General features: G+C 34.4%; 20 protein-coding genes. 10 read left to right on the forward strand and 10 right to left on the reverse strand.

All coding sequences use genetic code 11. The features are described from left to right. Positions 1-182 precede the first annotated feature (182 nt). The 9 genes from UMM65_RS06040 to asnB form a co-directional block, all read right to left on the reverse strand. Positions 183-842: a hypothetical protein gene (locus tag UMM65_RS06040; protein ID WP_321975592.1), complete on the reverse strand. Its 660-nt coding sequence runs from the start codon at positions 840-842 to the stop codon at positions 183-185. A gap of 162 nt (positions 843-1,004) precedes the next feature. Next, positions 1,005-1,931 carry a malate dehydrogenase gene (locus tag UMM65_RS06045; protein WP_321975593.1) on the reverse strand — a complete coding sequence of 309 codons (927 nt, stop codon included), beginning with the start codon at positions 1,929-1,931 and terminating at the stop codon, positions 1,005-1,007. 10 nt (positions 1,932-1,941) lie between these two features. Beyond that, positions 1,942-3,879: a DNA topoisomerase (ATP-hydrolyzing) subunit B gene (gene gyrB, locus UMM65_RS06050; RefSeq protein WP_321975594.1), complete on the reverse strand. Its 1,938-nt coding sequence runs from the start codon at positions 3,877-3,879 to the stop codon at positions 1,942-1,944. A 331-nt stretch (positions 3,880-4,210) separates the two neighbouring features. Then, complete coding sequence (locus UMM65_RS06055) at positions 4,211-4,354, reverse strand: hypothetical protein (RefSeq protein ID WP_321975595.1); 144 nt, start codon at positions 4,352-4,354, stop codon at positions 4,211-4,213. Between the two features lie 291 nt (positions 4,355-4,645). Continuing rightward, positions 4,646-4,969, reverse strand: a complete 324-nt coding sequence (locus UMM65_RS06060; RefSeq protein WP_321975596.1) for a hypothetical protein — start codon at positions 4,967-4,969, stop codon at positions 4,646-4,648. Positions 4,970-5,154: 185 nt separating this feature from the next. After that, on the reverse strand, positions 5,155-6,444 hold the full coding sequence (locus UMM65_RS06065) for a sensor histidine kinase (protein ID WP_321975597.1): 1,290 nt from the start codon (positions 6,442-6,444) through the stop codon (positions 5,155-5,157). Between the two features lie 41 nt (positions 6,445-6,485). After that, positions 6,486-7,169 (reverse strand): response regulator transcription factor, encoded by a 684-nt coding sequence (locus UMM65_RS06070; protein WP_321975598.1) that lies wholly within the window; start codon positions 7,167-7,169, stop codon positions 6,486-6,488. Between the two features lie 65 nt (positions 7,170-7,234). Further along, positions 7,235-8,065, reverse strand: coding sequence for a GIN domain-containing protein (locus UMM65_RS06075; RefSeq protein WP_321975599.1), 831 nt, complete (start codon positions 8,063-8,065; stop codon positions 7,235-7,237). An 85-nt stretch (positions 8,066-8,150) separates the two neighbouring features. Continuing rightward, positions 8,151-9,821: an asparagine synthase B gene (gene asnB / locus UMM65_RS06080; RefSeq protein WP_321975600.1), complete on the reverse strand. Its 1,671-nt coding sequence runs from the start codon at positions 9,819-9,821 to the stop codon at positions 8,151-8,153. A 213-nt stretch (positions 9,822-10,034) separates the two neighbouring features. Between asnB and UMM65_RS06085 the strand changes: the two genes are divergently transcribed. Beyond that, on the forward strand, positions 10,035-10,604 hold the full coding sequence (locus UMM65_RS06085) for a DUF2911 domain-containing protein (RefSeq protein ID WP_321975601.1): 570 nt from the start codon (positions 10,035-10,037) through the stop codon (positions 10,602-10,604). Positions 10,605-10,610: 6 nt separating this feature from the next. Here UMM65_RS06085 and UMM65_RS06090 read toward each other — a convergent pair whose 3' ends face one another. Further along, entirely contained in the window at positions 10,611-12,230 is a 1,620-nt protein-coding gene (locus tag UMM65_RS06090) for an amidohydrolase (protein ID WP_321975602.1), read from the reverse strand. Positions 12,231-12,349: 119 nt separating this feature from the next. Between UMM65_RS06090 and UMM65_RS06095 the strand changes: the two genes are divergently transcribed. The 9 genes from UMM65_RS06095 (at position 12,350) to trpB (ending at position 23,919) form a co-directional block, all read left to right on the forward strand. Beyond that, positions 12,350-15,748 (forward strand): leucine--tRNA ligase, encoded by a 3,399-nt coding sequence (locus UMM65_RS06095; protein WP_321975603.1) that lies wholly within the window; start codon positions 12,350-12,352, stop codon positions 15,746-15,748. Further along, positions 15,745-16,002, forward strand: a complete 258-nt coding sequence (locus UMM65_RS06100; protein WP_321975604.1) for a SemiSWEET family sugar transporter — start codon at positions 15,745-15,747, stop codon at positions 16,000-16,002. Before UMM65_RS06095 ends, UMM65_RS06100 begins: the two co-directional genes overlap by 4 nt. A gap of 53 nt (positions 16,003-16,055) precedes the next feature. Continuing rightward, the gene (locus UMM65_RS06105; protein WP_321975605.1) at positions 16,056-17,708 is read left to right on the forward strand and encodes an LIC_10190 family membrane protein; all 1,653 of its coding nucleotides are present in this window, start codon (positions 16,056-16,058) and stop codon (positions 17,706-17,708) included. Between the two features lie 297 nt (positions 17,709-18,005). Then, positions 18,006-19,406 carry an anthranilate synthase component I family protein gene (locus tag UMM65_RS06110; protein ID WP_321975606.1) on the forward strand — a complete coding sequence of 467 codons (1,401 nt, stop codon included), beginning with the start codon at positions 18,006-18,008 and terminating at the stop codon, positions 19,404-19,406. Between the two features lie 97 nt (positions 19,407-19,503). Further along, positions 19,504-20,070 carry an anthranilate synthase component II gene (locus UMM65_RS06115; RefSeq protein WP_321975607.1) on the forward strand — a complete coding sequence of 189 codons (567 nt, stop codon included), beginning with the start codon at positions 19,504-19,506 and terminating at the stop codon, positions 20,068-20,070. A 53-nt stretch (positions 20,071-20,123) separates the two neighbouring features. After that, on the forward strand, positions 20,124-21,122 hold the full coding sequence (gene trpD, locus UMM65_RS06120) for an anthranilate phosphoribosyltransferase (RefSeq protein ID WP_321975608.1): 999 nt from the start codon (positions 20,124-20,126) through the stop codon (positions 21,120-21,122). Between the two features lies 1 nt (position 21,123). Next, positions 21,124-21,909 carry an indole-3-glycerol phosphate synthase TrpC gene (gene trpC, locus UMM65_RS06125; RefSeq protein ID WP_321975609.1) on the forward strand — a complete coding sequence of 262 codons (786 nt, stop codon included), beginning with the start codon at positions 21,124-21,126 and terminating at the stop codon, positions 21,907-21,909. Between the two features lie 151 nt (positions 21,910-22,060). Then, entirely contained in the window at positions 22,061-22,690 is a 630-nt protein-coding gene (locus tag UMM65_RS06130; RefSeq protein ID WP_321975610.1) for a phosphoribosylanthranilate isomerase, read from the forward strand. Next, positions 22,687-23,919, forward strand: a complete 1,233-nt coding sequence (gene trpB / locus UMM65_RS06135) for a tryptophan synthase subunit beta (RefSeq protein ID WP_321975611.1) — start codon at positions 22,687-22,689, stop codon at positions 23,917-23,919. Before UMM65_RS06130 ends, trpB begins: the two co-directional genes overlap by 4 nt. Positions 23,920-23,938: the final 19 nt, after the last annotated feature.

The following is a 23,938-nucleotide window of genomic DNA, read 5'->3' on the forward strand; positions in this document are numbered from 1 at the left end:
CTACAAGATAAAATTACTGAGATGGTAAACCAACTAACTCCTGAACTTATAAAATCTATCACCAGTTATCAATTATACACTAAAACATTTTTTGAGTATTTTTAAATCAGAAATGGTATTACTGTAAATAAAAAAGAGGTCTTTTAAAGCCTCTTTAATTTGAATTTTTTTAAAAGTGTAAATTATTGTTTTGGAATTGCCATTTCGGTATATCCCTCAGGAATGGTCATATCAAATTTACTATCATCTACGCTTTCTTCTTTAATTTCGGTGGTTTCAATTGTAATATCCATTGCCATTCCCCCTTGATTCATAGATACAACCATATATAAAGGAAACCCTTTTAATTTACCTCCCAACATGGATGCGTATTGCTCTTGAGCTAAAATCTTATCGGTAACGAACATTTTCATTTTAAGTTCTTGTCCATTTTGTTTGGTAACTACGTCATAACCTTTGCACTCATATCCAACCACGGTTTTGGTTTCTCCATTAGCGGTTACAGAAACATTTTTCAATTCCTCATCAGACTTTTCAGTAGTTTGCTTTAAGAATTTTTTACCCAACATCGGGTTTTCCATTAACATGAGAAACTCTTTAGCATCTTGGTCAACTATAGAAATTTGAGTTCCTGTCATTTGATTACTTTGCTCAGTACGTGCTTTATTTCCTTTAAAATGAGTAGTTGCACTAATATCGCCTATCATAGCAAAAGATGCATTAACCTGCTCATTGTCAGAAGACATGGTGACTTTATTTGTCATTACACCCTCTTTAATTTCTTTTTGAGCAATAACACTCATACTCATAGTTACAAGTAAGACTAAGATTATTTTTTTCATGTTTTTCATTTTGTTTGTGTTTTTAAATCCGCCAATTGGCAGACAAGTTTTTTGTAAATATATAAAAAAGACTGTTCTTAAACATAAGCAGCCCTTATTAGTTGCAAACCCACCCGGCTACTACGTCACCTCCCCTTAAAAAAGAGGAGGATTTAGAGGTAGTTATAATTCTAATAAACCGTTGGTTTTGCTAACCGCTTCAGCACTAGACTTCATTTTTTCCTTTTCAGCATCCGATAGATCGATCTTTACAATTTCTTCGATACCATCTTTACCTAATAGTACGGGAACTCCTATACAAATGTCATTCAGGCCGTATTCGCCACTAAGCATAGTAGAACAAGGAAACATTTTTTTCTGATCGCAAGCTATGGCATGTACCAAACTAGATACCGCTGCTCCTGGAGCGTACCAGGCGGAAGTACCCAATAATTTTGTTAAGGTAGCACCACCAACTTTAGTATCTTCAGCAACTTGATTTAACCTCTCTTCAGATAAAAATTTACTAACAGGCACACTATTACGCGTAGCTAAGCTGGTTAAAGGAATCATACCCGTATCTGAGTGGCCGCCCAGCACCATACCGTCTATATCAGAAATAGGGGCTTCTAATGCTTCCGCCAGTCTGTATTTAAAACGAGCGGAATCCAATGCCCCGCCCATACCTATAATCCTGTTTTTTGGCAAGTTGGTTGTTTTATGAACTAAATACGTCATTGTATCCATAGGATTGGAAACCACAATAATAATGGTATTTGGAGAGTGCTCTATCAAACTTGCTGAAACCGTTTTTACGATTCCAGCATTAATACCTATTAGTTCCTCACGCGTCATTCCTGGTTTTCTAGGAATACCTGATGTGATTACACAAACGTGGCTTCCGGCGGTTTTTGAATAATTCCCTGTTGAACCCACAATTTTTGTGTCAAATCCGTTTAACGAAGCGGTTTGCATTAAATCCATGGCTTTACCTTCGGCATAACCTTCTTTAATGTCTAATACTACAACTTCTGATGCAAAGTTTTTAATGGCAATGTATTCAGCACAGCTTGCACCAACAGCTCCTGCACCTACAATAGTTACTTTCATGTGTTTGTTTTTATATGTCAATATTTGCGTAAACCGCGTTTTTTTCAATAAATTCTCTACGAGGTGGCACTTCATCTCCCATAAGCATTGAGAACACTCTGTCCGCTTCACCGCCATTGTCTATGGTTACTTTACGCATGGTTCTAAAAGCAGGGTCCATAGTTGTGTCCCATAATTGCTCGGCATTCATCTCACCTAGACCTTTATAGCGTTGTATGGTGCCGCCATCAAATTTTTTAAGCAATTCATCACGCTCTTTATCAGACCAGGCATATTCTTTTTTAGCACCTTTTTTAACCAAATATAATGGTGGTGCCGCAATAAATATATAACCTTCTTCAATCAACTCTCTCATGTATCTAAAAAAGAAAGTTAAAATTAATGTTGCAATGTGGCTACCATCTACATCGGCATCACACATAATAACTATTTTATGATAACGTAACTTTTCAAGATTTAGAGCCTTGCTGTCTTCTTCGGTACCAATAGTTACACCCAAAGCGGTGTACATATTTCTGATTTCCTCATTTTCAAAAACTTTGTGCTGCATGGCCTTTTCAACATTCAAAATTTTACCACGAAGCGGTAAAATGGCTTGAAAATTCCTATCTCTTCCCGCTTTAGCGGTACCGCCCGCAGAATCTCCCTCGACCAAGAACAATTCGCATTTTTCCGGATCTGTCCAAGCACAGTCCGATAGTTTGCCTGGCAATCCTCCACCGGACATTACCGTTTTGCGTTGCACCATTTCACGTGCTTTTTTTGCGGCATGACGTGCTTGAGCGGCTAAAATTACCTTTTGAACGATTGTTTTTGCATCATTGGGGTTTTCTTCCAAATAATCGGTCAACATCTCAGAAACGGCTTGGCTAACTGCTGAGGTAACGTCTCGGTTGCCTAATTTGGTTTTGGTTTGCCCCTCAAATTGTGGTTCGGCTACTTTTACCGAAATAATTGCTGTCAATCCTTCGCGAAAATCATCACCTGCAATTTCGAATTTTAATTTATCGAGCATACCGGTAGAGTCGGCGTATTTTTTCAGGGTATGTGTCAATCCTCTTCTAAAACCAGATAAATGTGTACCGCCCTCGTGTGTGTTGATATTATTTACGTACGAATGTAAATTTTCATTGTAGGAAGTATTGTAAACCATGGCTACTTCTACTGGAATACCTGATTTCTCACTTTCCATTGAAATAACATCAGAAGTTAATTGCTCTCTGTTTCCGTCAAGATATTTGATAAATTCGGGCAATCCTATCTCACTGTAAAATTCATCATGAATAAATTCGCCTTTCTCGTCCTTATTTCTTTTGTCCGTAATTGATAGTCTTATCTTTTTATTAAGGAAAGACAATTCTCTTAATCTGGTTGACAAAGTTTCGTAATTAAAATCTATGTCGGCTTGAAAAACGGTATCATCCGCTAAAAAAGTAACCACCGTTCCTCTTTCGGTTGTTTCGCCAACAGCTTTTACAGGATAAGATGCTTTACCGCGTTCATATTCCTGTTCGTATATTTTACCGTCGCGATAAACAGTAGCTTTTAAATGCGAAGAAAGTGCATTTACAACTGAAACACCAACACCGTGCAAACCACCGGAAACTTTATAAGAATCTTTGTCGAATTTACCGCCTGCACCAATCTTGGTCATTACCACTTGTAAAGCAGAAACACCTTCTTTTTTATGGATATCTACGGGGATACCACGACCATTGTCTTTTACAGTAACAGAATTGTCTTCATTGATAATGATACTTATAGCGTCACAATGCCCGGCCATAGCCTCATCTATAGAGTTATCGACTACCTCATAAACCAAGTGGTGCAAACCTCTAATACCAACATCCCCAATATACATTGAAGGACGTTTTCTAACGTGTTCCATCCCTTCCAAGGCTTGGATGCTATCCGCTGAGTAATTCTGTTTTTTAGCTTCTTCGCTCATATTTTTATGTCTCTTTTTTAAGTATTTTCAAAAACATACAAATATAAGAAAACACGCCCGGTTGAGCGTGTTTTCAATGTCGTTAAATAACGTAAGTTATTAACAAATTCTCTACAATAGAGAGGTATTTAAATTTAGAGTGTTTTATTGTTTTGCATAATGGATTCATTTAGAAAAAGAAACAGCTTAATGTGTAGTAATATATTAAGCTGTTTCAATTAAAAGCAATCAACCCAATTTGCTCTGTTTTTAGTTTAGTGTTTTTTGATACACCAAATGTAATAAGAGAATCTAAAGAGAATCTAAAGTTTTTGTTAGAAATATAAAAAAATTAAAAAGCACCAATTAAACTTTTTGGAATTATGGTCTTTAGATCGTCTTTCTTTAACAATTTACCTTTGGTATCAAATACGAATTTAACTTTGGCATTCTGATTGGCAATGGTTACATAAAATAAGTCTTTTTCGTTTTTCATTATGATGGTTTTTAATTTGCGTTAAATGTACTGTCGGATTCTAAAGATACTCTAAAGATAATGAGCGTGTTAGAAGTTTAACATTTAATTAAGAGACCCGCTGTAAAAGGTTAAATTATAACTTGATCATCATAAATTATTTTAAAATCAAAAAAAAAACGCTCAGAAACGAACGTGTTTTTTCTATTGACTCAAATAATACTTAAAGAAAAGAAACAGCTTAACTTGTAGATTTTGTTAAGCTGTTCCAGTTAAAAGCAATCAACCCAATTTGCTTTGTTTATTCTTTTACTAAAGTTCGTTTTCTTTTTGTTTGATAACTTTACCTTCAGCATCAAAAAGAACTTTTATGTTAGCATCTTCTTTAGATAAAACCACCCAATAAACTTCTTGTTCATCTTTTGTAGTTTTATAAGCCTTGTCAGCAGAATAATCAGCAAAGTCAGCAGCTAAAGCGGCAGTTACAGCTTCTGGTAATTCACTTACCTGAATTTCTACTTTTTCTTCTTGTTGAGCTACGGCTTCTACAACTGTTTCTTCAACTTCTTGTGCAAAAGTAGCAGTGCTTACTAAACTCATTACTGCGAACGCTACTAGGAAACTTAATTTTCTCATGATTTTGTGTTTTTAAATTAATTAATATTTAGTTTTGTTTGTTTTTGTTGGGTCAAATGTAGGGGCAGATTCTAAAGATATTCTTAAGATAAAGTGAAGTTTTTTACTTTAACATTTAATTGTGATTTGTCTTCTTGTCAATACAATTGAGAACAAAGATTTATTGGTCGGGAGTCTTACAGATATTAATTTTCTTCAGAATGTATCTCATTACCAAAACTTACACTAAGTGTGTGCAATTTATCTTCACAGTAATAATTGAGCTGCCATTGATTAACATCACAAATCTGTTTTATAATTGCCAAACCTAAACCTAGGGAATCTTTACGAGTACTTTGTTTTTTAAAACGGTTAAAAAGATCTTCAGGATTTCCTTTTAACGGTTCTCCAGTGTTACTAAAGATGAGTTGCTCTTCTGTGTATATAATAGAAATAATTCCATCATTTATATTATGTTTAATGGCATTGCTCAATAAGTTTGAAATTAGCGTATCTGCTAAAATGGTGTTGGTAGAAATTATATGATCTGATAAATTTTTGTTTACAGTAATGTTTTTATTGAGGATAAAATCTTCATAGTTTTCCAATTGTTTTTCGATCAAATTTAGAAATGACACTTCTTCCTTAGTACTATATTGCTGGTTTTCAACTTTTGCCAATAACAATAAGGTTTTGTTTAATTTAGATAGTCGTTTGCCAGCTTGGTAAATGGATTGCAATTGTTCCGATTGCTCCTTATTAATATTGTCCGATTGTAATAGCAATTCAATTTTTGATTGCATAATTGCCAATGGTGTCTGCATTTCGTGCGAAGCATTTTCTGAAAACTCTTTTAAACTACTAAAATCCGATTGTAGTTTTTGAGTAAGGTTTTGTATGGAATTATTAAGTTCTTTAAATTCATCTATATTTGAATTTTCCAACTCAATAGCCTCTTGATCTTGCACAGAGAAATTTTTAAGTCTATCTATGTTGGTATAAAAAGGATGCCATAATTTTTTGGAGATTTGCGTGTTTAAAATCCACAACCCAATTAACAAGAGTAAAATAATTATAAATGAAGACAACACTATTACCCAGATAAAATCTTGGTTTCTGACCAATGAATTTCTGGCAACAATTTTGTATCTGGCATCGTGCAGGGTTTCATAGGCGGTAAGTTGCCGGTATTTTTCAAATTCGTCAACACCCTCACCTTCAATGTTTCTAAGAATTAAAGTATCCTTAAATATTATGGTGTCATTAGGATATTTTTTTTGTTCTGCTTCATTGAGTTCTCTCGGTTCTTCAAATATAGTTAGCGGATAGCCATATTTTATTCTTTTGGAGATTACTTCTTTACTGTAACGCAGTTGTTCGTCCAACCTATTATTCATAACGGTTGTTAGTACAAAGATAAGCATACCAGCAGATACAATGAATATAACAATAGATAGCCAGAGGTAAGTTCTACTTGTTCTTTCTATTAGTTTCATGCGTTATTTTTATTTATCCCTTAAGTGAAGTGTGTGTTAAATTACTTTAACGTGTCTGTAAATTTATAACCTAGGCCGTACATGGTCTGTAAGTAATTATTACCACCTAATTTATTTATTTTTTTTCTTAAATTTCCCATGTGGGTATAAATAAAATCGTAGCTGTCCGCCATTTCAATATCATCTCCCCAAAGATGTTCCGCAATAGATTCTTTAGTAAGTACTTTATTCTTGTTGGTAATAAAATAGAGCAGCAAATTAAATTCTTTTTTAGTCAGTTCGACAGGTTTTCCGTGTACTGTTACCTCTTTTGAACTAGGATCTACCCTAATCTCATTGAATTCAATAAATTCATCACCGTCAAAATTTCTACGTCTAATTAACGAATTTATCCTTGAGTTTAATTCGGCCAAATGAAAGGGTTTGGTAATATAATCATCAGCACCGAGGTCTAGCCCTTTCAATTTATCATCTAATGAATCTTTGGCAGATACAATTAACACACCGGTTTTAGATGATTGTTCTTTCACTAGTTTTAATAGGTCAATACCACTTCCATCAGGCAATGTGATATCTAGGATTATAATATCATATTTAAAACTTACAATTTTATCTTCTGCGTCAAAAAAGGATGTAGCTTTTTCGCAGATAAAATCTTCGTTTTTAAGATAACTTGCCATTGAGTCTAATAATTCAACCTCGTCTTCTACAATTAATATTTTCATTTTATAAAATTTAGAGTTATCTACAAAAATGGAGTTATCTATTCAAATACCGACAAAATATTTTCCTATTTTTTTCTTAAAACTGCTTTATCCTGAAATTTTTCAATGGTAATTTTAGGATTGTTATAAATATAGATTTCTGCATCATCAATAGCATTAATAATTAATTCTTTTTTTGCATTTATTTGAACATCCGCGTTATCTGTCGCTTCTACAATTACTTCATTGCTTTCTAGGCTTCCACCCTTAAAATTACTTCTATTTTGTGCATTAACGTACAATTCAGAGCAACCTCCGGAAATTTCGGTGGTTGAGCTGCCTTCAATAATAGCTTCAACATGATTACAACTAAGATTTATTTTTGCTTTACCTGCTTTATCAGCATTTATAAAAACATCATCGGCACTTACGGTCAACTTTGCGTTTGCACTTTCGTTATTATTTAAAACGAGTTTCGAGGCCTGAAAATCTAAAGTCAATTTAGAATCATCTTCTGCATTGATGGTCAAATGGTCAAATTTAAGTGTTCCAGACGATGTAATTTCAGATTTATCTTTGGTAATAATCTCATTGATATATTGGTCAATGGTAACCAATACTCGTAATTCTTTTTTTCTGGTTATTCGTTTAGTAAGATCAATAATTAATGTACTGTCCCTTACTTCAGTAAATACTGCTACATGTAAGTTTTCATCAGCTTCAACGGTGACGGATTGTTCCATACCCTGTGTAACAATAACTTCAATTTTATCATGGGTTTCAATTTTGGAAAATCCCTCGATATATCTGTTTTCCGAAGTCACTATTTTGTTGCCTTTTAGCTTATCTTGGGCGGATAAGCTAAAAGACATAAACACCATCGTAACAATTACGATGATTAGGTTTAAATTTTTCATTTTACTAGTTTTGTTTGTATCAAAGATATATAAAAAACAAAAACCCTGCCGTAAGCAGGGTTTTTTATTGAAAATTTAATTTTTACTATTTCATATAAGCATCGTCATGCACTTTTGATACTGCCCTACCCGATGGGTCATTCATGTTTTTAAAACTCTCGTCCCATTCCAAAGCTATTTGTGTGCTACACGCTACAGATGCTTCTTGCGGTACGCATAAAGCTGCCGCATCACTTGGAAAATGTTCTGCAAAAATAGAACGGTAATAGAATTCCTCTTTACTTGTAGGTGTTTGGATTGGGAATTTATACTTCGCATTTGCCAGTTGTTCATCACTTACTTCGGCATTTACTATTTCTTTTAAAGTGTCTATCCAACTATAACCTACACCATCACTAAACTGTTCTTTTTGTCTCCAAGCTACGCTATGCGGTAACATATCTTCAAAAGCTTTTCTGACCACCCATTTTTCCATACGTTCACCATTGATCATTTTGTCTTGAGGGTTGATTCGCATGGCAACGTCCATAAATTCTTTATCTAAAAACGGTACACGACCTTCAATACCCCAAGCGGCTAAACTTTTATTGGCACGTAAGCAATCATACATATGTAATTTACTCAATTTACGTACAGTTTCTTCGTGAAATTCTTTAGCGTTGGGAGCTTTATGGAAGTATAAGTAACCACCAAAAAGTTCATCGGCACCTTCTCCGGACAATACCATTTTTATTCCCATAGATTTGATGACCCTTGCCATCAAATACATTGGCGTAGAAGCACGAATAGTTGTTATGTCGTATGTCTCTAGCTTATAAACCACATCACGAATAGCATCTAAACCTTCTTGAATTGTAAATTTTATTTCATGGTGTACAGTACCAATATGATCTGCTACTTTTTGAGCTGCGGCTAAATCAGGTGAACCTTCCAATCCCACAGAAAAGGAGTGTAATTGAGGCCACCAAGCCGCTTTGGTATCATCGGACTCTATTCGCTTTTCGGCATATTTTTTTGCTATTGCAGATGTTACTGAAGAATCTAATCCGCCAGAAAGTAATACTCCGTAAGGTACATCACTCATTAATTGACGGTGAACTGCTGCTTCCAACGCTTCTTTTATTTCGGCAATTGAAGTTTCATTATCTTTTACAGCGTCATATTCCGTCCAATCCCTTTTATACCATTGTACAAATTCACCATCTTTACTAGACATGTAATGCCCAGGAGGAAATAACTGAATTTTAGTACAAACACCTTCCAATGCTTTTAATTCTGAGGCAACATAAAATGTTCCGTTGGCATCCCAACCTATATATAACGGAATAATACCCATGTGGTCACGAGCAATAAAATATTCATCTTTCTCAACATCATAAATTGCAAATCCGAAAATTCCGTTCATTTCATCAATAAAATCAACACCTTTTTTCTGATATAAAGCTAAAATGATTTCACAGTCGGATTCTGTTTGGAAATTATAAGTACCCTCAAATTGTTTACGTAGTTCTCTATGATTATAAATTTCACCATTGGCGGCTAAGATCAATTTTTTATCTTCACTAAATAAAGGTTGTTTACCAGAAGCTGGATCAACAATAGCTAAACGCTCATGAGCTAAAATTGCCTTTTCATCGGCGTAAATTCCGCTCCAATCCGGTCCACGATGACGGATTTTTTGAGACATATCTAATACTTGGGGTCTTAAATCTTCAGATTTTTGCTTCAAATCAAAAGCGCATACAATTCCACACATAATTTTGGTTTTCTAATTTTAATAATGCAAAAATTCATTTTTTATTTCATTTCATAAACAAAAAACAATAATATGCTTACAAATTAACACAATTTATTTAATATTTGTAAAAATATGCAATACTTTAAAAGAAGTATTTACCTATATTGTTTAAATTTTTAATAATAAAGTGACAAAAATCACGTTGTTATCCCAACTAAACTAAATTATTGCATGGTAAAATTTTACATTTCAACTGTTATCTCCCTCTTTTTAATCCTTTTTTTTGTTTCTGAAACCAGAGCCCAAGGTTTTGTACCTGTAGATGATATTCCTCATGATATATCATATTTAAGAGAAAGCAAAATAATGCCACCGTTAGCAAAAGTGTTATACGGTCGTCCAAAGAAAGAAGATTCGGAAGTATTCGGTAATTTAGTGCCATACGATAAATTATGGCGAACTGGAGCTAACGAAGCAACCGAAGTTAAATTCTTTAAAGATGTACAATTTGGCGATTGCGAGGTAAAAGCAGGAACTTATGTGCTGGTTACTATTCCTCATAAGGAAGAGTGGCAAGTTATTTTAAGCTCTCAAACTGATGTTTGGGGTGCCTGCCAATACGATCCGTTTTTTAACGTAGCAGAAATTACAGTACCTGTAAAAAAAGGAGAAGAATTGGAAGCATTTACAATAGCATTTAAAGAGAAGAATGATACATCTCAGATGATTTTAGGTTGGGATACCGTTAGGGTGAACGTACCGCTAAAATTCGAAAAAGAACCAGTACTGGTATCGAATTAATAAAAGTTAATTCAGTTTTTCACCGTTTACATATGTATCTAGCACTTTTATATTAGGGACTTTTTCAACAGGAATTTCCATAATATTTTGGTCAAGGATAATGAAATCGGCCATTTTACCAACTTCAATACTGCCCTTTTCATTTTCTTCAAAATTAGAATAGGCAGCCCAGATAGTCATGCCTTTTAGCGTTTCTTCTTTTGACAACGCATTTTCCATTTGAAAACCATTTTTAGGATAATTGTTCAAATCTTTTCTGGCAACAGCAGCGTAAAAAGTCAACATAGGACTTACGTGCTCAACAGGGAAATCCGTTCCCAAAGCAACTTTTCCATATTGGTTTAATAAATCTTTGAAAGCATATGCCCCTTTCATGCGTTCTGCACCTACTCGGTCTTTTGCCCAATACATATCAGAAGTGGCATGGGTAGGCTGTATGGATGGAACAATATTTTTGAAAAAATCAAAATCGTCTGGCGAAACAATTTGTGCATGCTCTATTTTCCAACGTCTATCTGTTTTGTCTTTTAACACTTCTTCGTAAATTTCCAATAAATAATGATTGGCAGAATCGCCAATGGCATGCGTGTTCATCTGAAAATCCGAATCAGCTATACGTTCCGCAATTTCTTTTAAGTTTTCAGGTGTATTTACCAAAGCACCAAAATGTCCGGGTTTATCGCTATAAGGCTCTCGTAAGGCTGCACCTCTAGAACCCAACGCACCATCCCCATAGACTTTAAACGAACGCACGTTAAGGCGATCTGTTTTATAAGTACCTTTATTGAGATAGTAATCTAAATTTTTAGGATAAGCAGATGCCATGGCATAAACTTTAATTTTTAACTGGCCTGCTTGTTGCAAACTATCAATTAACTCGATTGCCTCTCTTGATAAACCAGCGTCATTTACTGTTGTTAATCCGTTGGCTAAACATATTTTTTCGGCATCTTTCAAGGCTTGTATGGATTCTTGTAAACTTGGGCCAGGAATTTTAGAACCTATTAAACCCATAGGATTGTCAACAAAAACACCAGTTAACTTTCCATCTTTTTTTATGATATCTCCACCTGAAAAAGGAGTATCAACGGTTACTCCTGCCAAATCTATAGCAGCCTGATTAGCCAATAAGGCATGTCCATCAATGCGTGTAATGGCAATAGGGGTTTCTGGAAATAATTCATCCAATTTATCCTTTGTAGGAAATTCTTTAACCTCCCAGTCATTTTGATCCCAACCGCGACCGGTTATATAACTTACATTTTTCTCTTTTTGAAAATCGACAATACGCTGTACTACTTCATCAAAACTTTTAGTGCCTTCTAATTTCACCTTTTGTTCAGATAACCCTAAACCGTAGAAATGACAATGGGCGTCTATTAATCCTGGTACTATTGTTTTTCCATCTACATCAATATTATTTGCTGCCTCATATTTTTTTATGATTTCGGCTGTTGTGCCTACCGCGATAAATTTTCCATTTTTAATGGCAATGGCTTCCGCTTTAGCAAAAGAATCGTTTACCGTGTAAATATTGGCGTTGAAGATAATTAAGTCGGCTTTTTCTTGTTCTGTACAAGAAATGAATATTAAAAGTGCAAAAAATAAAAGGATAATTTTTTTCATATTGAGTGTAGTTTTCTGATTGTTAAAAGTATAAAAAAAACACTAGAGCAAATGGGAGTTTAAAATTTTTCTCCTTTAACAGTTTAAACGTAACTTTGCCACTTGAAAAAAATAACCGAATGAGTTACCATTTTAATGAAATTGAGGCCAAATGGCAAAAGTATTGGGCGGATAACAAAACGTTTAAGGCCGCTAACCCAGGTGAAGAAGGTGCTGAAAAACCTAAATATTATGTGTTGGATATGTTTCCTTACCCTAGTGGTGCGGGTTTGCACGTTGGGCATCCGTTAGGTTATATTGCTTCAGATATTTATGCCCGTTATAAGCGTCACAAAGGATTTAATGTATTGCACCCTCAAGGTTATGATAGTTTCGGATTACCTGCGGAGCAATATGCTATTCAGACTGGTCAACATCCTGCAATTACAACTGCAGAGAATATAAAAACATATAGAAGACAGTTAGATCAAATAGGCTTTTCATTCGATTGGAGTAGGGAAGTGCGTACTTCCGATCCTAGTTATTATAAATGGACACAGTGGATTTTTATTCAACTATTTAACTCGTGGTATAATAAACATTCTGATAAGGCCGAAGATATTTCAACCCTTATAGCCACTTTTGAAAAAGAAGGTAATGTAACCGTTAATGCAGTTTCAGATGAGGATATTGAACAATTCTATGCTGAGCAATGGAAACGTTTTTCAAATGAGAAGCAACAAGAAATTCTCTTACAATATCGTCTAACCTACTTGTCGGATACTGAAGTAAATTGGTGCCCTGCCTTAGGGACTGTTTTGGCAAATGATGAAATTGTAAACGGAGTTTCAGAGCGTGGTGGACACCCAGTAATCCGAAAAAAAATGAAACAATGGAGTATGCGTATTTCCGCATACGCTCAGCGTTTATTAGATGGTCTAGATAAAATAGATTGGCCACAACCTCTTAAAGATTCACAAACCAATTGGATTGGGAGGAGTGAAGGGGCGATGGTGAGTTTTAAAGTTCTACCCACAAGCGACCTCCCCCTAGCCCCCTCCGAAGGAGGGGGAACCGAGCCTCGATATAGAACAAGTGATTCTGAAATTTATGGAGTTTTACTTGACAGAGCTAAAAAAATGCGTAAGAGTCCTACTCCTGCAGAGACAAAGCTTTGGGAAAAGTTAAAAAAGAAAGGACTTGGGGTCAAATTTAGAAGACAGCATCCAATTTTTAATTACATTGTGGATTTTGTGTGTATTGAAAAGAAATTAATCATTGAGGTTGATGGTGAAATTCATAAATATCAATTAGATAAAGATGCGGAAAGACAATTATTACTTGAACAAAAAAAGGGTTTTAAATTGTTACGTTTTACTAACGAAGAAGTTCTAAATAATATTGATAACGTACTTTTAAAAATTAAATTAGAGCTAAACTCCCCTCCTTCGGAGGGGCTGGGGGAGGTCATCTCTGTCTTCACCACCCGCCCCGACACCATTTTCGGCGTATCTTTTATGACCTTGGCTCCTGAACATGAATTGGTTACTAAAATTACAACTCCAGAACAAAAAGAAGAAGTCGAAGCGTATATCAAAGCCACTGCCAAACGCAGTGAATTGGATAGAATGGCGGATGTAAAAACCATTTCAGGAGCTTTTACTGGTGCTTATGCCGAGCATCCGTTTACCAAAGAACCGATTCCGATTTGGATTGGTGATTATGTATTGGCAGGCTATGGAACGGGAGCAGTAATGTCAGTACCTTGTGGCGATCAACGTGATTACGATTTTGCCAAACATTTTAATATTCCCATTCCTAATATTTTTGAAGGTGTAGATATTTCTGAAGGGGCTTTTGCCGAAAAAGAGAAGTCTGTAATTGCCAATTCTGATTTCTTAAACGGATTGCCCTATAAAAAGGCAATGAAAATGATTATTTATGAAATTGAAAAACGTGGACTTGGCTATAAAAAAGTCAATTACCGTATGCGTGATGCTGTTTTTAGTCGCCAACGCTATTGGGGTGAACCTTTTCCAGTGTATTATGTAAACGGATTGCCTCAAATGATTGATGAAGAATATTTACCAATTATCTTACCCGAAGTTGAAAAGTACTTACCCACCGAAGATGGCAAACCACCATTGGGCAATGCTGAGGTTTGGGCTTGGGATACAAAAAATAATAAAGTAGTATCTAATGATAAACTTGTCATTCCGACAAAGCGAGGAACGAGCGACGAGGAATCTCACGAGGATAACGGAATCTACCCATTAGAGTTGAACACCATGCCAGGTTGGGCAGGAAGTTCACAGTACTTTAACCGCTATATGGACCCAAATAATGATGCTGAAATCTTCTCGCAAGAAGCCATTAATTATTGGCAAGATGTCGATTTATACATTGGTGGTAGTGAGCATGCTACTGGACATTTACTATACAGCCGTTTTTGGCAAAAATTTATGTTTGACAAAGGGTTGGTACCTAAGGATGAATTTGCAAAAAAGCTGATCAATCAGGGAATGATTTTAGGGACGAGTGCTTATGTTTATAGAGTTGCAAATAATGATAAAATTCTTTTTATTTCAAATGGATATCGAGAAGCAGGTTCATCTGTTAATGAAGCTCATTTAAGTGTATTCTTCAATAATTTAAAGAAGATTGATAAAGCTGTTGGAAAAGAAAATTCAACAGTTGACATGCAAAAAATTCATGTAGATGTTTCATTAATAAATTCATCAGATGAGTTGGATATCGAAGCGTTTAAAAAATGGAGACCAGAGTATAATGATGCAGAATTCTTTTTAGAGTATGATAAATACATTGTTGGTCGCGAAGTCGAAAAAATGTCTAAATCCAAATACAATGTTGTAAACCCAGATGCTATTTGTAAACAATATGGAGCGGACAGTTTACGTCTGTACGAAATGTTTTTAGGCCCATTAGAACAAGCAAAACCTTGGAATACTGCGGGTATTACGGGCGTACACAGTTTTCTTAAAAAATTATGGAAATTGTACCATACAGGTGAAAACGGAACTTTTTACGTAACCAGTTCTCCCCCAGAGGGGGCTCCGGGGGAGGAATATAAAACATTGCACAAAACCATCAAAAAAGTAGAGGAAGATATTGAGAATTTCTCATTCAATACTTCCGTTTCTACTTTTATGATTGCCGTAAATGAGTTAACTGCTCAAAAATGTACGAGCAGAGATATTTTAGAACCGTTATTAATATTAATTTCACCGTATGCACCTCATATAGCAGAAGAATTATGGAGCAAATTGGGTCATAAAGAATCCATTTCAACAGCACCTTTCCCTAAGTTTGAAGAAAAGTATTTGGTGGAGAGTACCAAAACCTACCCAATATCGTTCAATGGTAAAATGCGTTTCACCATGGATTTAAGTTTAGATTTAACCAAAGATGAAATTGAAGCTGCGGTGATGGCTCATGAAAAAACACAATCACAATTAGCAGGTAGAACGCCTAAAAAAGTAATTATTGTGCCAGGTAAAATTGTAAATATTGTAGGATGATAGCATCTATTGAAATTTTAGGTTTAATCGCGGGTGGTTTAACGACAGCGGCATTTGTGCCGCAAGTTTATAAAACATGGAAAAGTAAATCTGCCGATAGTCTTTCATTAACAATGTTTATGGTTTTTTTTGTGGGCATTATTTTATGGTTAATTTACGGTATATACGTTAATAGTTTAGCCATGATAATTACCAACAGTATAACAGCAGGTTTGTCCTTGCTATTAATATATTTTAAATTGACATTCAAGTAGTTGTATATTGTACTTTTAATAGAAGGTTTTTGTTTAATGGTTAAATTTCTTTTATGTTTTTAATCTTAATTTCCTATGTTTTCATTCTATACATAATATTTGGAATGGGATTGATTTTCAATAAGTGGATAAATCTTGAAAATTACAATATCGTTTTTACGGTATTCATTGGAATGTTTGTTCAATTAATTATTTCGACATTTTACGCTGTATTTTTTCCATTAGACCAATATTTCTTTTTAATTAATTTAACACTTTCAACACTATTTATAACGTTTAATTTCCAAACGGTAAAGAAAAGTTTTCAACAAGTATTATATAACTTTACTCTATTTTCAAGGAATAGCAAGATATTGCTTTTAACTACGGTTGTTTTGTCTTTGTTGCACTCTTCCTCATTACCATTTCTTACGGATAACGAAACCTATTACATACAAACTATAAAATGGCTCAATAATTATGGTTTGGTTAATGGGGTTGCCAATTTGCATCCTTTTTTAGGGCAATTTTCCGGATGGCATATATTACAGGCCAGTTTTAATTTTAGCTTTTTAACTGACAATCTCAATGACATAAATGGTTTCTTGATAATTGTATCAAGTTATTTTATGATCGAGAAATGGGAAAAGTATAAATTGATCGGAAATAAAAATGATTTATTTATTTCACTTATTTTTATTGTATTAGTCGGTCTATTCTTTTTTATTGGTTCACCCTCTACTGATTTTCCTATTTTAATTATTGTGCCCATTATTGTTTATTTGTATCTTGATTTATACCAAAATAACAAAATAGAAAATATTATACTAATTACTATTTTGTGCTTATTAATAACCTCAATTAAAGTTACAATATCACCGATTTTATTGTTGTTAATAGTTGTTCTTGCAAAAGGCAATGACTCTAAATTTTGGAAAATTACAGCAGTCATGTCTTTAATTTCACTATCTGGTTTTGTGATAAAAAATATTATTATTACTGGTCATCCTTTATATCCTATAGCTCTTGGTAATGAATTGGTTAAAGTCAATTGGAAAATAAATAACAATATACAATACAATTGGGAAGAGTTTAACAAACTAAATTTTATTGATAAATTTTGGGCATGGATTAATTTACCAAAAATCAATGGTATATTAAATAAATTGATATTGTTTTTTATGTTCGTCTTTCCCTTTTTCATTCGTAAGAAAAAGGAAATGTACTTTCTTTATGCTTATTTTCTCGTACAATTTATAATATTCTACATTACATCTTCTCAATATAGATTTTTTATGCCTATTTTATTGGCAATGAGTTTGCTTATCGCTTCAAAGTTGCTCCATAAGAAATTTACTGCCATAAAACTATTGGTTATTACAAATCTTACAATACTATTTATTATTGGGATATTTGGTTTGAATACCGATAAATTTACAAATAGTGATATTATGAGCAAAAAATATGCCTTAATTCCTTCACAGATAATTTTGCCTAGAGCAATTACTCAATTTGAAAATTTAGAATATGCTGAATACCAACTTGAAAATTTAAACTATTTTTCACCCTCAAAAGATTCAATATTTTTTTGGCAGACATCTGATGGTCCAATACCTTGCATGAACAAAGATATGATTGACTACTTTTCGAAACATTACGATCATATTCCTCAAATGCGAACTAGCAATATTAAGGATGGTTTTTTGTCAGCCATACCTAAACATTAATAAGTATTATGAAATTTGAGGTTTGGGCCGAATTGACAGGTTGAGAGAAGTATGAAAATTCCCTCACTACCTTTTCTCAAGAAGCAATTAGTTAGAAAGAAGTATCATTACTATAATATTTTTTTGATTATATAAATATTTTACTACATTTGTCTCAACAAATAATTATGAACACAATTTTAAATAATACTTGGTGGTGGAATTCTCGAAACACAAATTCGTGAACTAAACCATTGTATATTTAAATTAAAAATAACAAGGCTTGTCATTCACGACAAGCTTTTTTTATTATACCAAATGAAATTCAAACTAAACACATCATCAAAAAAAATAATTGCTGATACTATTACACCCGTGAGTGTATATTTAAAAATTCGCGATCGTTTTCCAAATAGTATCTTATTAGAAAGTAGTGATTATCATGCCAATGATAATAGCTTTTCGTACATATGCTTTAACCCAATTGCAACTATAAAAGTAGAAAACGAAAGGATTTTTCAAACTTTTCCTGATGGAAGTAGTGAAGTATTGGATATTACGAGCGAAACCGATGTCCCCGCTGAAATTCATAAATTTTCTCAACGTTTCGATGTGGTAAAAGATGATAGTTTTAAATTCATCCATAACGGAATTTTCGGCTACACCAGTTATGATGCAGTACGATATTTCGAGGATGTAAAAATATCAAAAAAGGAGAATTCCATTGAAATTCCTGATATGTATTATGCGGTTTATCAAAATATTATTGCGATAAATCATTTTAAAAACCACGCTTATATTTTTGCACATGATTACGGCGAAAAAAGTAATATTGAGGATTTACACCAATTGGTAAAAGCACAGAATTTCACAACATATAAGTTTACAAAAGATGGTGATATTAATTCTAATTTAACAGATAATGAATATAAAGAACATGTAGAAATTGCTAAAAAGCATTGTGCTAGAGGCGATGTTTTTCAATTAGTGTTATCGAAAAAGTTTAAACAATCCTTTAAAGGAGATGAATTTAATGTGTATAGAACGTTGCGAAGTATTAATCCTTCTCCCTACCTTTTTTATTTTGATTATGGCGATTTTAAAATATTTGGCAGTTCGCCCGAAGCACAGTTAGTCGTTAAAGACGGATTGGCAGAAATACATCCAATTGCAGGGACTTTTAAACGGTCAGGTAATGATGAACAAGATGCAATTTTAGCTAAAAAATTATCGCAAGACGAAAAAGAAAATGCAGAACATGTGATGTTGGTAGATTTAGCAAGAAATGATTTAAGCAGACATGGTAGTCAGGTAAAAGTAGAAACGTATAGAGAAGTGCAATTTTTTTCTCATGTAATTCACTTGGTAAGTAAAGTTACGGGTAAAAAGCACGAAGAAACCTCTACAATGCAAGTTGTAGCTGATACTTTTCCCGCGGGTACATTGAGTGGTGCACCCAAGCATAGAGCGATGCAATTGATTGAGCAATATGAAAAAACGAGTAGGGCTTTTTATGGTGGAGCCATTGGCTTTATGGATTTTGATGGTAATTTTAATCACGCCATAATGATTCGCACTTTTTTGAGTAAAAATCACGAACTACATTGGCAAGCGGGAGCAGGATTGGTATCAAAGTCTAATCCAGAAAATGAATTGCAAGAGGTATATAATAAATTAGGAGCATTAACCCATGCCATTGAGTTGGCTGAACGGGTTTAATAGGAGTAATTGTCCCCTTGAGGGGACTAAAGGGGTGTTTATCACTCCTTCTTAAATAGAGTTAAATTAAACAAATACCCGCTTACGCGGGCACACGATGAAAAAAATATTAGTCATAGATAACTACGATAGTTTTACCTATAATCTGGTACATTACTTGGAAGATTTAGATTGTGATGTTACCGTAAAACGTAATGATCAGTTAACTTTAAATGAGGTTGAAGCCTATGATAAGATCGTACTTTCACCAGGGCCAGGAATACCAGATGAGGCAGGTTTGTTAAAAGAAATCATTAGACAATATGCACCTACTAAGAGTATTTTAGGGGTTTGTTTAGGTCAACAAGCCATTGGTGAAGTTTTTGGTGGAAAAATTATCAATTTAGATGAGGTATACCATGGTGTAGCTACCAACGTTGAACTTGCCGTTGATAACGAACCTATGTTCAATGGATTAGAAAAAAACTTTGAAGTGGGCCGCTATCATTCTTGGGTTGTTGATACTGATTTGCCTGATTGTTTGGAAGCTACTTCATTTGATGAAAATGGGCAAATAATGTCATTACGACATAAAAAGTACGATGTAAAAGGCGTGCAATTTCATCCAGAATCCGTATTAACACCAAATGGGAAAAGAATATTGGAAAATTGGTTAATTAACTAATTGTTGATCTGCGAGGTTTCCAAAACCTTGTAGGTCTTAAATTAAAGTCAATAATGAAAAATATACTTAACAGACTTATCAATCACGAAACCATCTCAAAAGAGGAGGCAAAAAATGTACTGGTCAATATTTCAAAAGGAGAGTACAATCCCAGTCAAATAGCATCTTTTTTAACGGTGTATATGATGCGGAGTATTACAGTTGAAGAATTGGAAGGTTTTCGTGATGCATTGTTAGACTTATGCCTGGCAGTTGATTTTTCTGATTATAACACGATTGATCTATGCGGTACTGGTGGTGATGGCAAAAACACGTTTAATATTTCAACCTTGTCTTCATTTGTTGCCGCAGGAGCAGGAATTCATGTAACAAAGCATGGTAATTATGGTGTTTCTTCAGTATCGGGTTCAAGCAACGTAATGGAATATTTGGGTATTAAATTCAGTAATAAAAAGGACTTTTTAAAAAGAAGTTTAGAAACAGCAGGAATTTGTGTCTTGCATGCTCCGTTGTTCCATCCAGCAATGAAAAATGTTGCACCGATTCGCAAAGCATTAGGCGTAAAAACTTTTTTTAATATGTTGGGGCCAATGGTAAATCCAGCCTTCCCTAAAAATCAATTGGTGGGCGTTTTTAATTTGGAATTGGCTAGAATGTACAGTTACCTATATCAAAACACAGATAAAAATTTCACCATTTTACATGCTTTGGATGGTTATGATGAAATATCTTTGACAGGAGATACAAAAGCAATTACAAATCATACGGAAACGATGTTGAGTCCTGATGATTTTGGGGTTATACAAATTACACAAGAAGAAATTTTCGGTGGAAATTCTGTGGAAGATTCAGCCAATATTTTTATGAATGTAATTAGTGGCAAAGGTACAGCGGCCCAAAATAATGTAGTTTGTGCTAATGCAGGAATGGCAATTGCAACTGTAAAAAACTTACAGCCAATAGAGGGATTTGAACTGGCAAAAGAATCTTTATTAAGTGGTAAAGGATTGGAAACATTAAAGAAATTGCAAGAAATAAGTCTGAAGAACTAAAATGACAATACTTGATAAAATAATAGCAGATAAATATATCGAGGTAATGCTTCGAAAAAAGGTATTACCGGTTTCACAATTGGAAAAATCTGTCCTGTTTGAACGTAAAACAGTCTCGTTAGCCAAAAGGTTAAAAGAAAGCAATACAGGTATAATTGCTGAACATAAAAGGCGGTCACCTTCAAAATCAATTATTAATACAAGTTTAAATGTTTTTGATGTTGCAAAAGGTTATGAAGATGCTGGTGTTTGCGGTATGTCGGTTTTGACTGATGGTAAATATTTTGGAGGGTCTTTAGATGATTTATTATCCGCCCGAGCAAGTTGTAATTTGCCACTGTTACGAAAGGAATTTATTATAGACGAATATCAATTATTAGTGGCAAAAGCCTATGGTGCTGATGTTGTTTTGTTGATTGCTGCGGTCTTATCTCGAAAGGAAATTAAGCGGTTTTCGGAATTTGCCAGAAGTTTAGGATTGGAAGTGTTGTTGGAAGTCCATAATGAAGAAGAGTTAAAAAAATCTATCATGCCGAGTTTAGACATGTTGGGCGTAAATAATAGAAATTTAAAAACTTTTGACGTAAGTTTAGAGAATAGCAAGCAATTAGCGGCTAAAATACCGGATGATTTTGTTAAGGTGTCTGAAAGTGGAATTAGTAGTGTAAACGCTATCAAAGAATTGCAACCATACGGTTACAAAGGTTTTTTAATTGGCGAAAATTTTATGAAAACCAATGATGCTGGTAAAAGTGCGAAAGAGTTTATTGAGAAATTGAATATTTAAAAGAAACATTGATCAATAAAGATTAGAATAACATTTGAAAAATTCCCGCTTTCGCGGGAATGACAATTTTATGAATCCAAATTCAAAAAATAAGCGTGTTCCCCCTCCTTCGGAGGGGGCTAGGGGGAGGCCGAAACTCAAAGTTTGCGGAATGAGATATCCCGAGAATATAATCAAGGTTGCTGCATTGCTACCCGATTATATGGGCTTTATATTTTATGATAAATCGCCACGAAATTTTGAAGGTACTATTCCTGAATTACCGGAATCAATTAAAAAAGTGGGTGTTTTTGTAAATACTAGTGTAGAAGAAGTTATTGATAAAGTGATTACACATAATTTGGAAGCGGTACAATTACACGGAGAAGAATCTCCTGAATATTGTAAGGAACTTAACTGTCAGTTCGAGCGGAGTCGAGAACTCATTTCACCTTCTAAAACAGAAATCATCAAAGTATTTTCTATAAAAGACAAATTTGACTTTAGTATTTTAGAACCTTACGAATCCGTTTGTGATTATTTTTTGTTTGACACTAAAGGCAAAAACCCAGGAGGTAACGGATACACTTTTAATTGGAGCGTTTTAGAGAAATACCCATTTAAAAAACCTTATTTCTTAAGTGGTGGAATTGGTTTGGATGAAATAGAAAAGTTAGAATCATTCCTAAAAAGCGATGCGTCCAACTATTGTGAAGTAATAGACGTAAATAGCAAATTTGAAATTGAAGCGGGATTAAAAAATACAGAGAAATTAAAGAAGTTTAAAAACAAATTAAAATGAAAAACGCAAAGCAAGCTCCTTCCCCTTTGGGGGGAAGGCTGGGAAGGGGGCTTTACAACATCAACGATAAAGGTTACTATGGAGAATTCGGTGGAGCATACATACCCGAAATGCTTTATCCAAATGTAGAGGAATTACGCCTAAACTATTTAAAGGTAATGGCTGAACCTGATTTTCAAAAAGAATTTCAACAATTGCTAAAAGATTATGTTGGTCGTCCGTCTCCTTTATATTATGCAAAACGTTTATCAGAAAAATACAACACAAAAATTTATTTAAAACGAGAGGATTTAAACCATACAGGAGCTCACAAAATCAACAATACCATTGGGCAGATTTTAATGGCTAAGCGATTGGGTAAAAATCGGATTATTGCAGAAACTGGAGCTGGCCAACATGGCGTGGCAACGGCTACGGTTTGTGCTTTAATGGGTTTGGAGTGTATTGTATATATGGGCGAAATTGATATTGCCCGTCAAGCTCCAAATGTTGCTAGAATGAAAATGTTAGGGGCGACAGTTATTCCAGCTTTATCCGGAAGTAGAACCTTAAAAGATGCCACCAACGAAGCCATTCGCGATTGGATTAATAATCCTGTTGATACACACTATATAATCGGTTCTGTGGTAGGTCCACATCCTTATCCTGATATGGTGGCTCGTTTTCAGGCTGTGGTTTCAGAAGAAATTCAATGGCAATTGCAAGAAAAAGAAGGTAGAACAAAACCTGATTATGTAATCGCCTGTGTTGGAGGAGGGAGCAATGCTGCCGGAGCGTATTATCATTTTTTAGAAGATATAGACGTAAAATTAATAGCAGTTGAAGCTGCAGGTTTGGGTGTTGATTCTGGTGAAAGTGCCGCTACTTCTGTGTTGGGAAAAGAAGGCATCATCCACGGAAGTAAAACCTTGTTAATGCAAACCAAAGATGGACAAATAACCGAACCCTATTCTATTTCTGCGGGATTGGACTATCCTGGGGTAGGGCCAATGCATGCTCATTTATACAAATCGGGTAGAGCAGAATTCATTTCCATTACGGATGATGAAGCCATGCAATCGGGATTAGAATTAAGCAAGTTAGAAGGTATTATTCCTGCTATTGAAAGCTCGCATGCCTTGGCTGTTTTTGAAAAGAAAAAGTTTAAGAAAGATGATGTGATTGTACTAAGTTTATCTGGTCGTGGAGATAAAGATTTAGAAACCTATATCAACTATTTTGAATTGTAAAGTGCATCCGACCTGCAAG

The sequence above is a fragment of the Aureibaculum koreense genome (genome assembly GCF_034296135.1).
In the GTDB taxonomy this organism is placed as follows: domain Bacteria; phylum Bacteroidota; class Bacteroidia; order Flavobacteriales; family Flavobacteriaceae; genus Aureibaculum.

Coding starts and splice junctions, on each gene's coding strand:
- UMM65_RS06060 (WP_321975596.1), bottom strand. CDS start 4,969: ATGAGAAAATTAAGTTTCCTAGTAGCGTTCGCAGTAATGAGTTTAGTA.
- UMM65_RS06115 (WP_321975607.1), top strand. CDS start 19,504: ATGAAAAAAATATTAGTCATAGATAACTACGATAGTTTTACCTATAAT.
- gyrB (WP_321975594.1), bottom strand. CDS start 3,879: ATGAGCGAAGAAGCTAAAAAACAGAATTACTCAGCGGATAGCATCCAA.
- trpD (WP_321975608.1), top strand. CDS start 20,124: ATGAAAAATATACTTAACAGACTTATCAATCACGAAACCATCTCAAAA.
- UMM65_RS06090 (WP_321975602.1), bottom strand. CDS start 12,230: ATGAAAAAAATTATCCTTTTATTTTTTGCACTTTTAATATTCATTTCT.
- UMM65_RS06105 (WP_321975605.1), top strand. CDS start 16,056: ATGTTTTTAATCTTAATTTCCTATGTTTTCATTCTATACATAATATTT.
- UMM65_RS06040 (WP_321975592.1), bottom strand. CDS start 842: ATGAAAAAAATAATCTTAGTCTTACTTGTAACTATGAGTATGAGTGTT.
- UMM65_RS06065 (WP_321975597.1), bottom strand. CDS start 6,444: ATGAAACTAATAGAAAGAACAAGTAGAACTTACCTCTGGCTATCTATT.
- UMM65_RS06110 (WP_321975606.1), top strand. CDS start 18,006: ATGAAATTCAAACTAAACACATCATCAAAAAAAATAATTGCTGATACT.
- trpB (WP_321975611.1), top strand. CDS start 22,687: ATGAAAAACGCAAAGCAAGCTCCTTCCCCTTTGGGGGGAAGGCTGGGA.
- UMM65_RS06055 (WP_321975595.1), bottom strand. CDS start 4,354: ATGAAAAACGAAAAAGACTTATTTTATGTAACCATTGCCAATCAGAAT.
- UMM65_RS06085 (WP_321975601.1), top strand. CDS start 10,035: ATGGTAAAATTTTACATTTCAACTGTTATCTCCCTCTTTTTAATCCTT.
- asnB (WP_321975600.1), bottom strand. CDS start 9,821: ATGTGTGGAATTGTATGCGCTTTTGATTTGAAGCAAAAATCTGAAGAT.
- UMM65_RS06100 (WP_321975604.1), top strand. CDS start 15,745: ATGATAGCATCTATTGAAATTTTAGGTTTAATCGCGGGTGGTTTAACG.
- trpC (WP_321975609.1), top strand. CDS start 21,124: ATGACAATACTTGATAAAATAATAGCAGATAAATATATCGAGGTAATG.
- UMM65_RS06045 (WP_321975593.1), bottom strand. CDS start 1,931: ATGAAAGTAACTATTGTAGGTGCAGGAGCTGTTGGTGCAAGCTGTGCT.
- UMM65_RS06095 (WP_321975603.1), top strand. CDS start 12,350: ATGAGTTACCATTTTAATGAAATTGAGGCCAAATGGCAAAAGTATTGG.
- UMM65_RS06130 (WP_321975610.1), top strand. CDS start 22,061: ATGAGATATCCCGAGAATATAATCAAGGTTGCTGCATTGCTACCCGAT.
- UMM65_RS06075 (WP_321975599.1), bottom strand. CDS start 8,065: ATGAAAAATTTAAACCTAATCATCGTAATTGTTACGATGGTGTTTATG.
- UMM65_RS06070 (WP_321975598.1), bottom strand. CDS start 7,169: ATGAAAATATTAATTGTAGAAGACGAGGTTGAATTATTAGACTCAATG.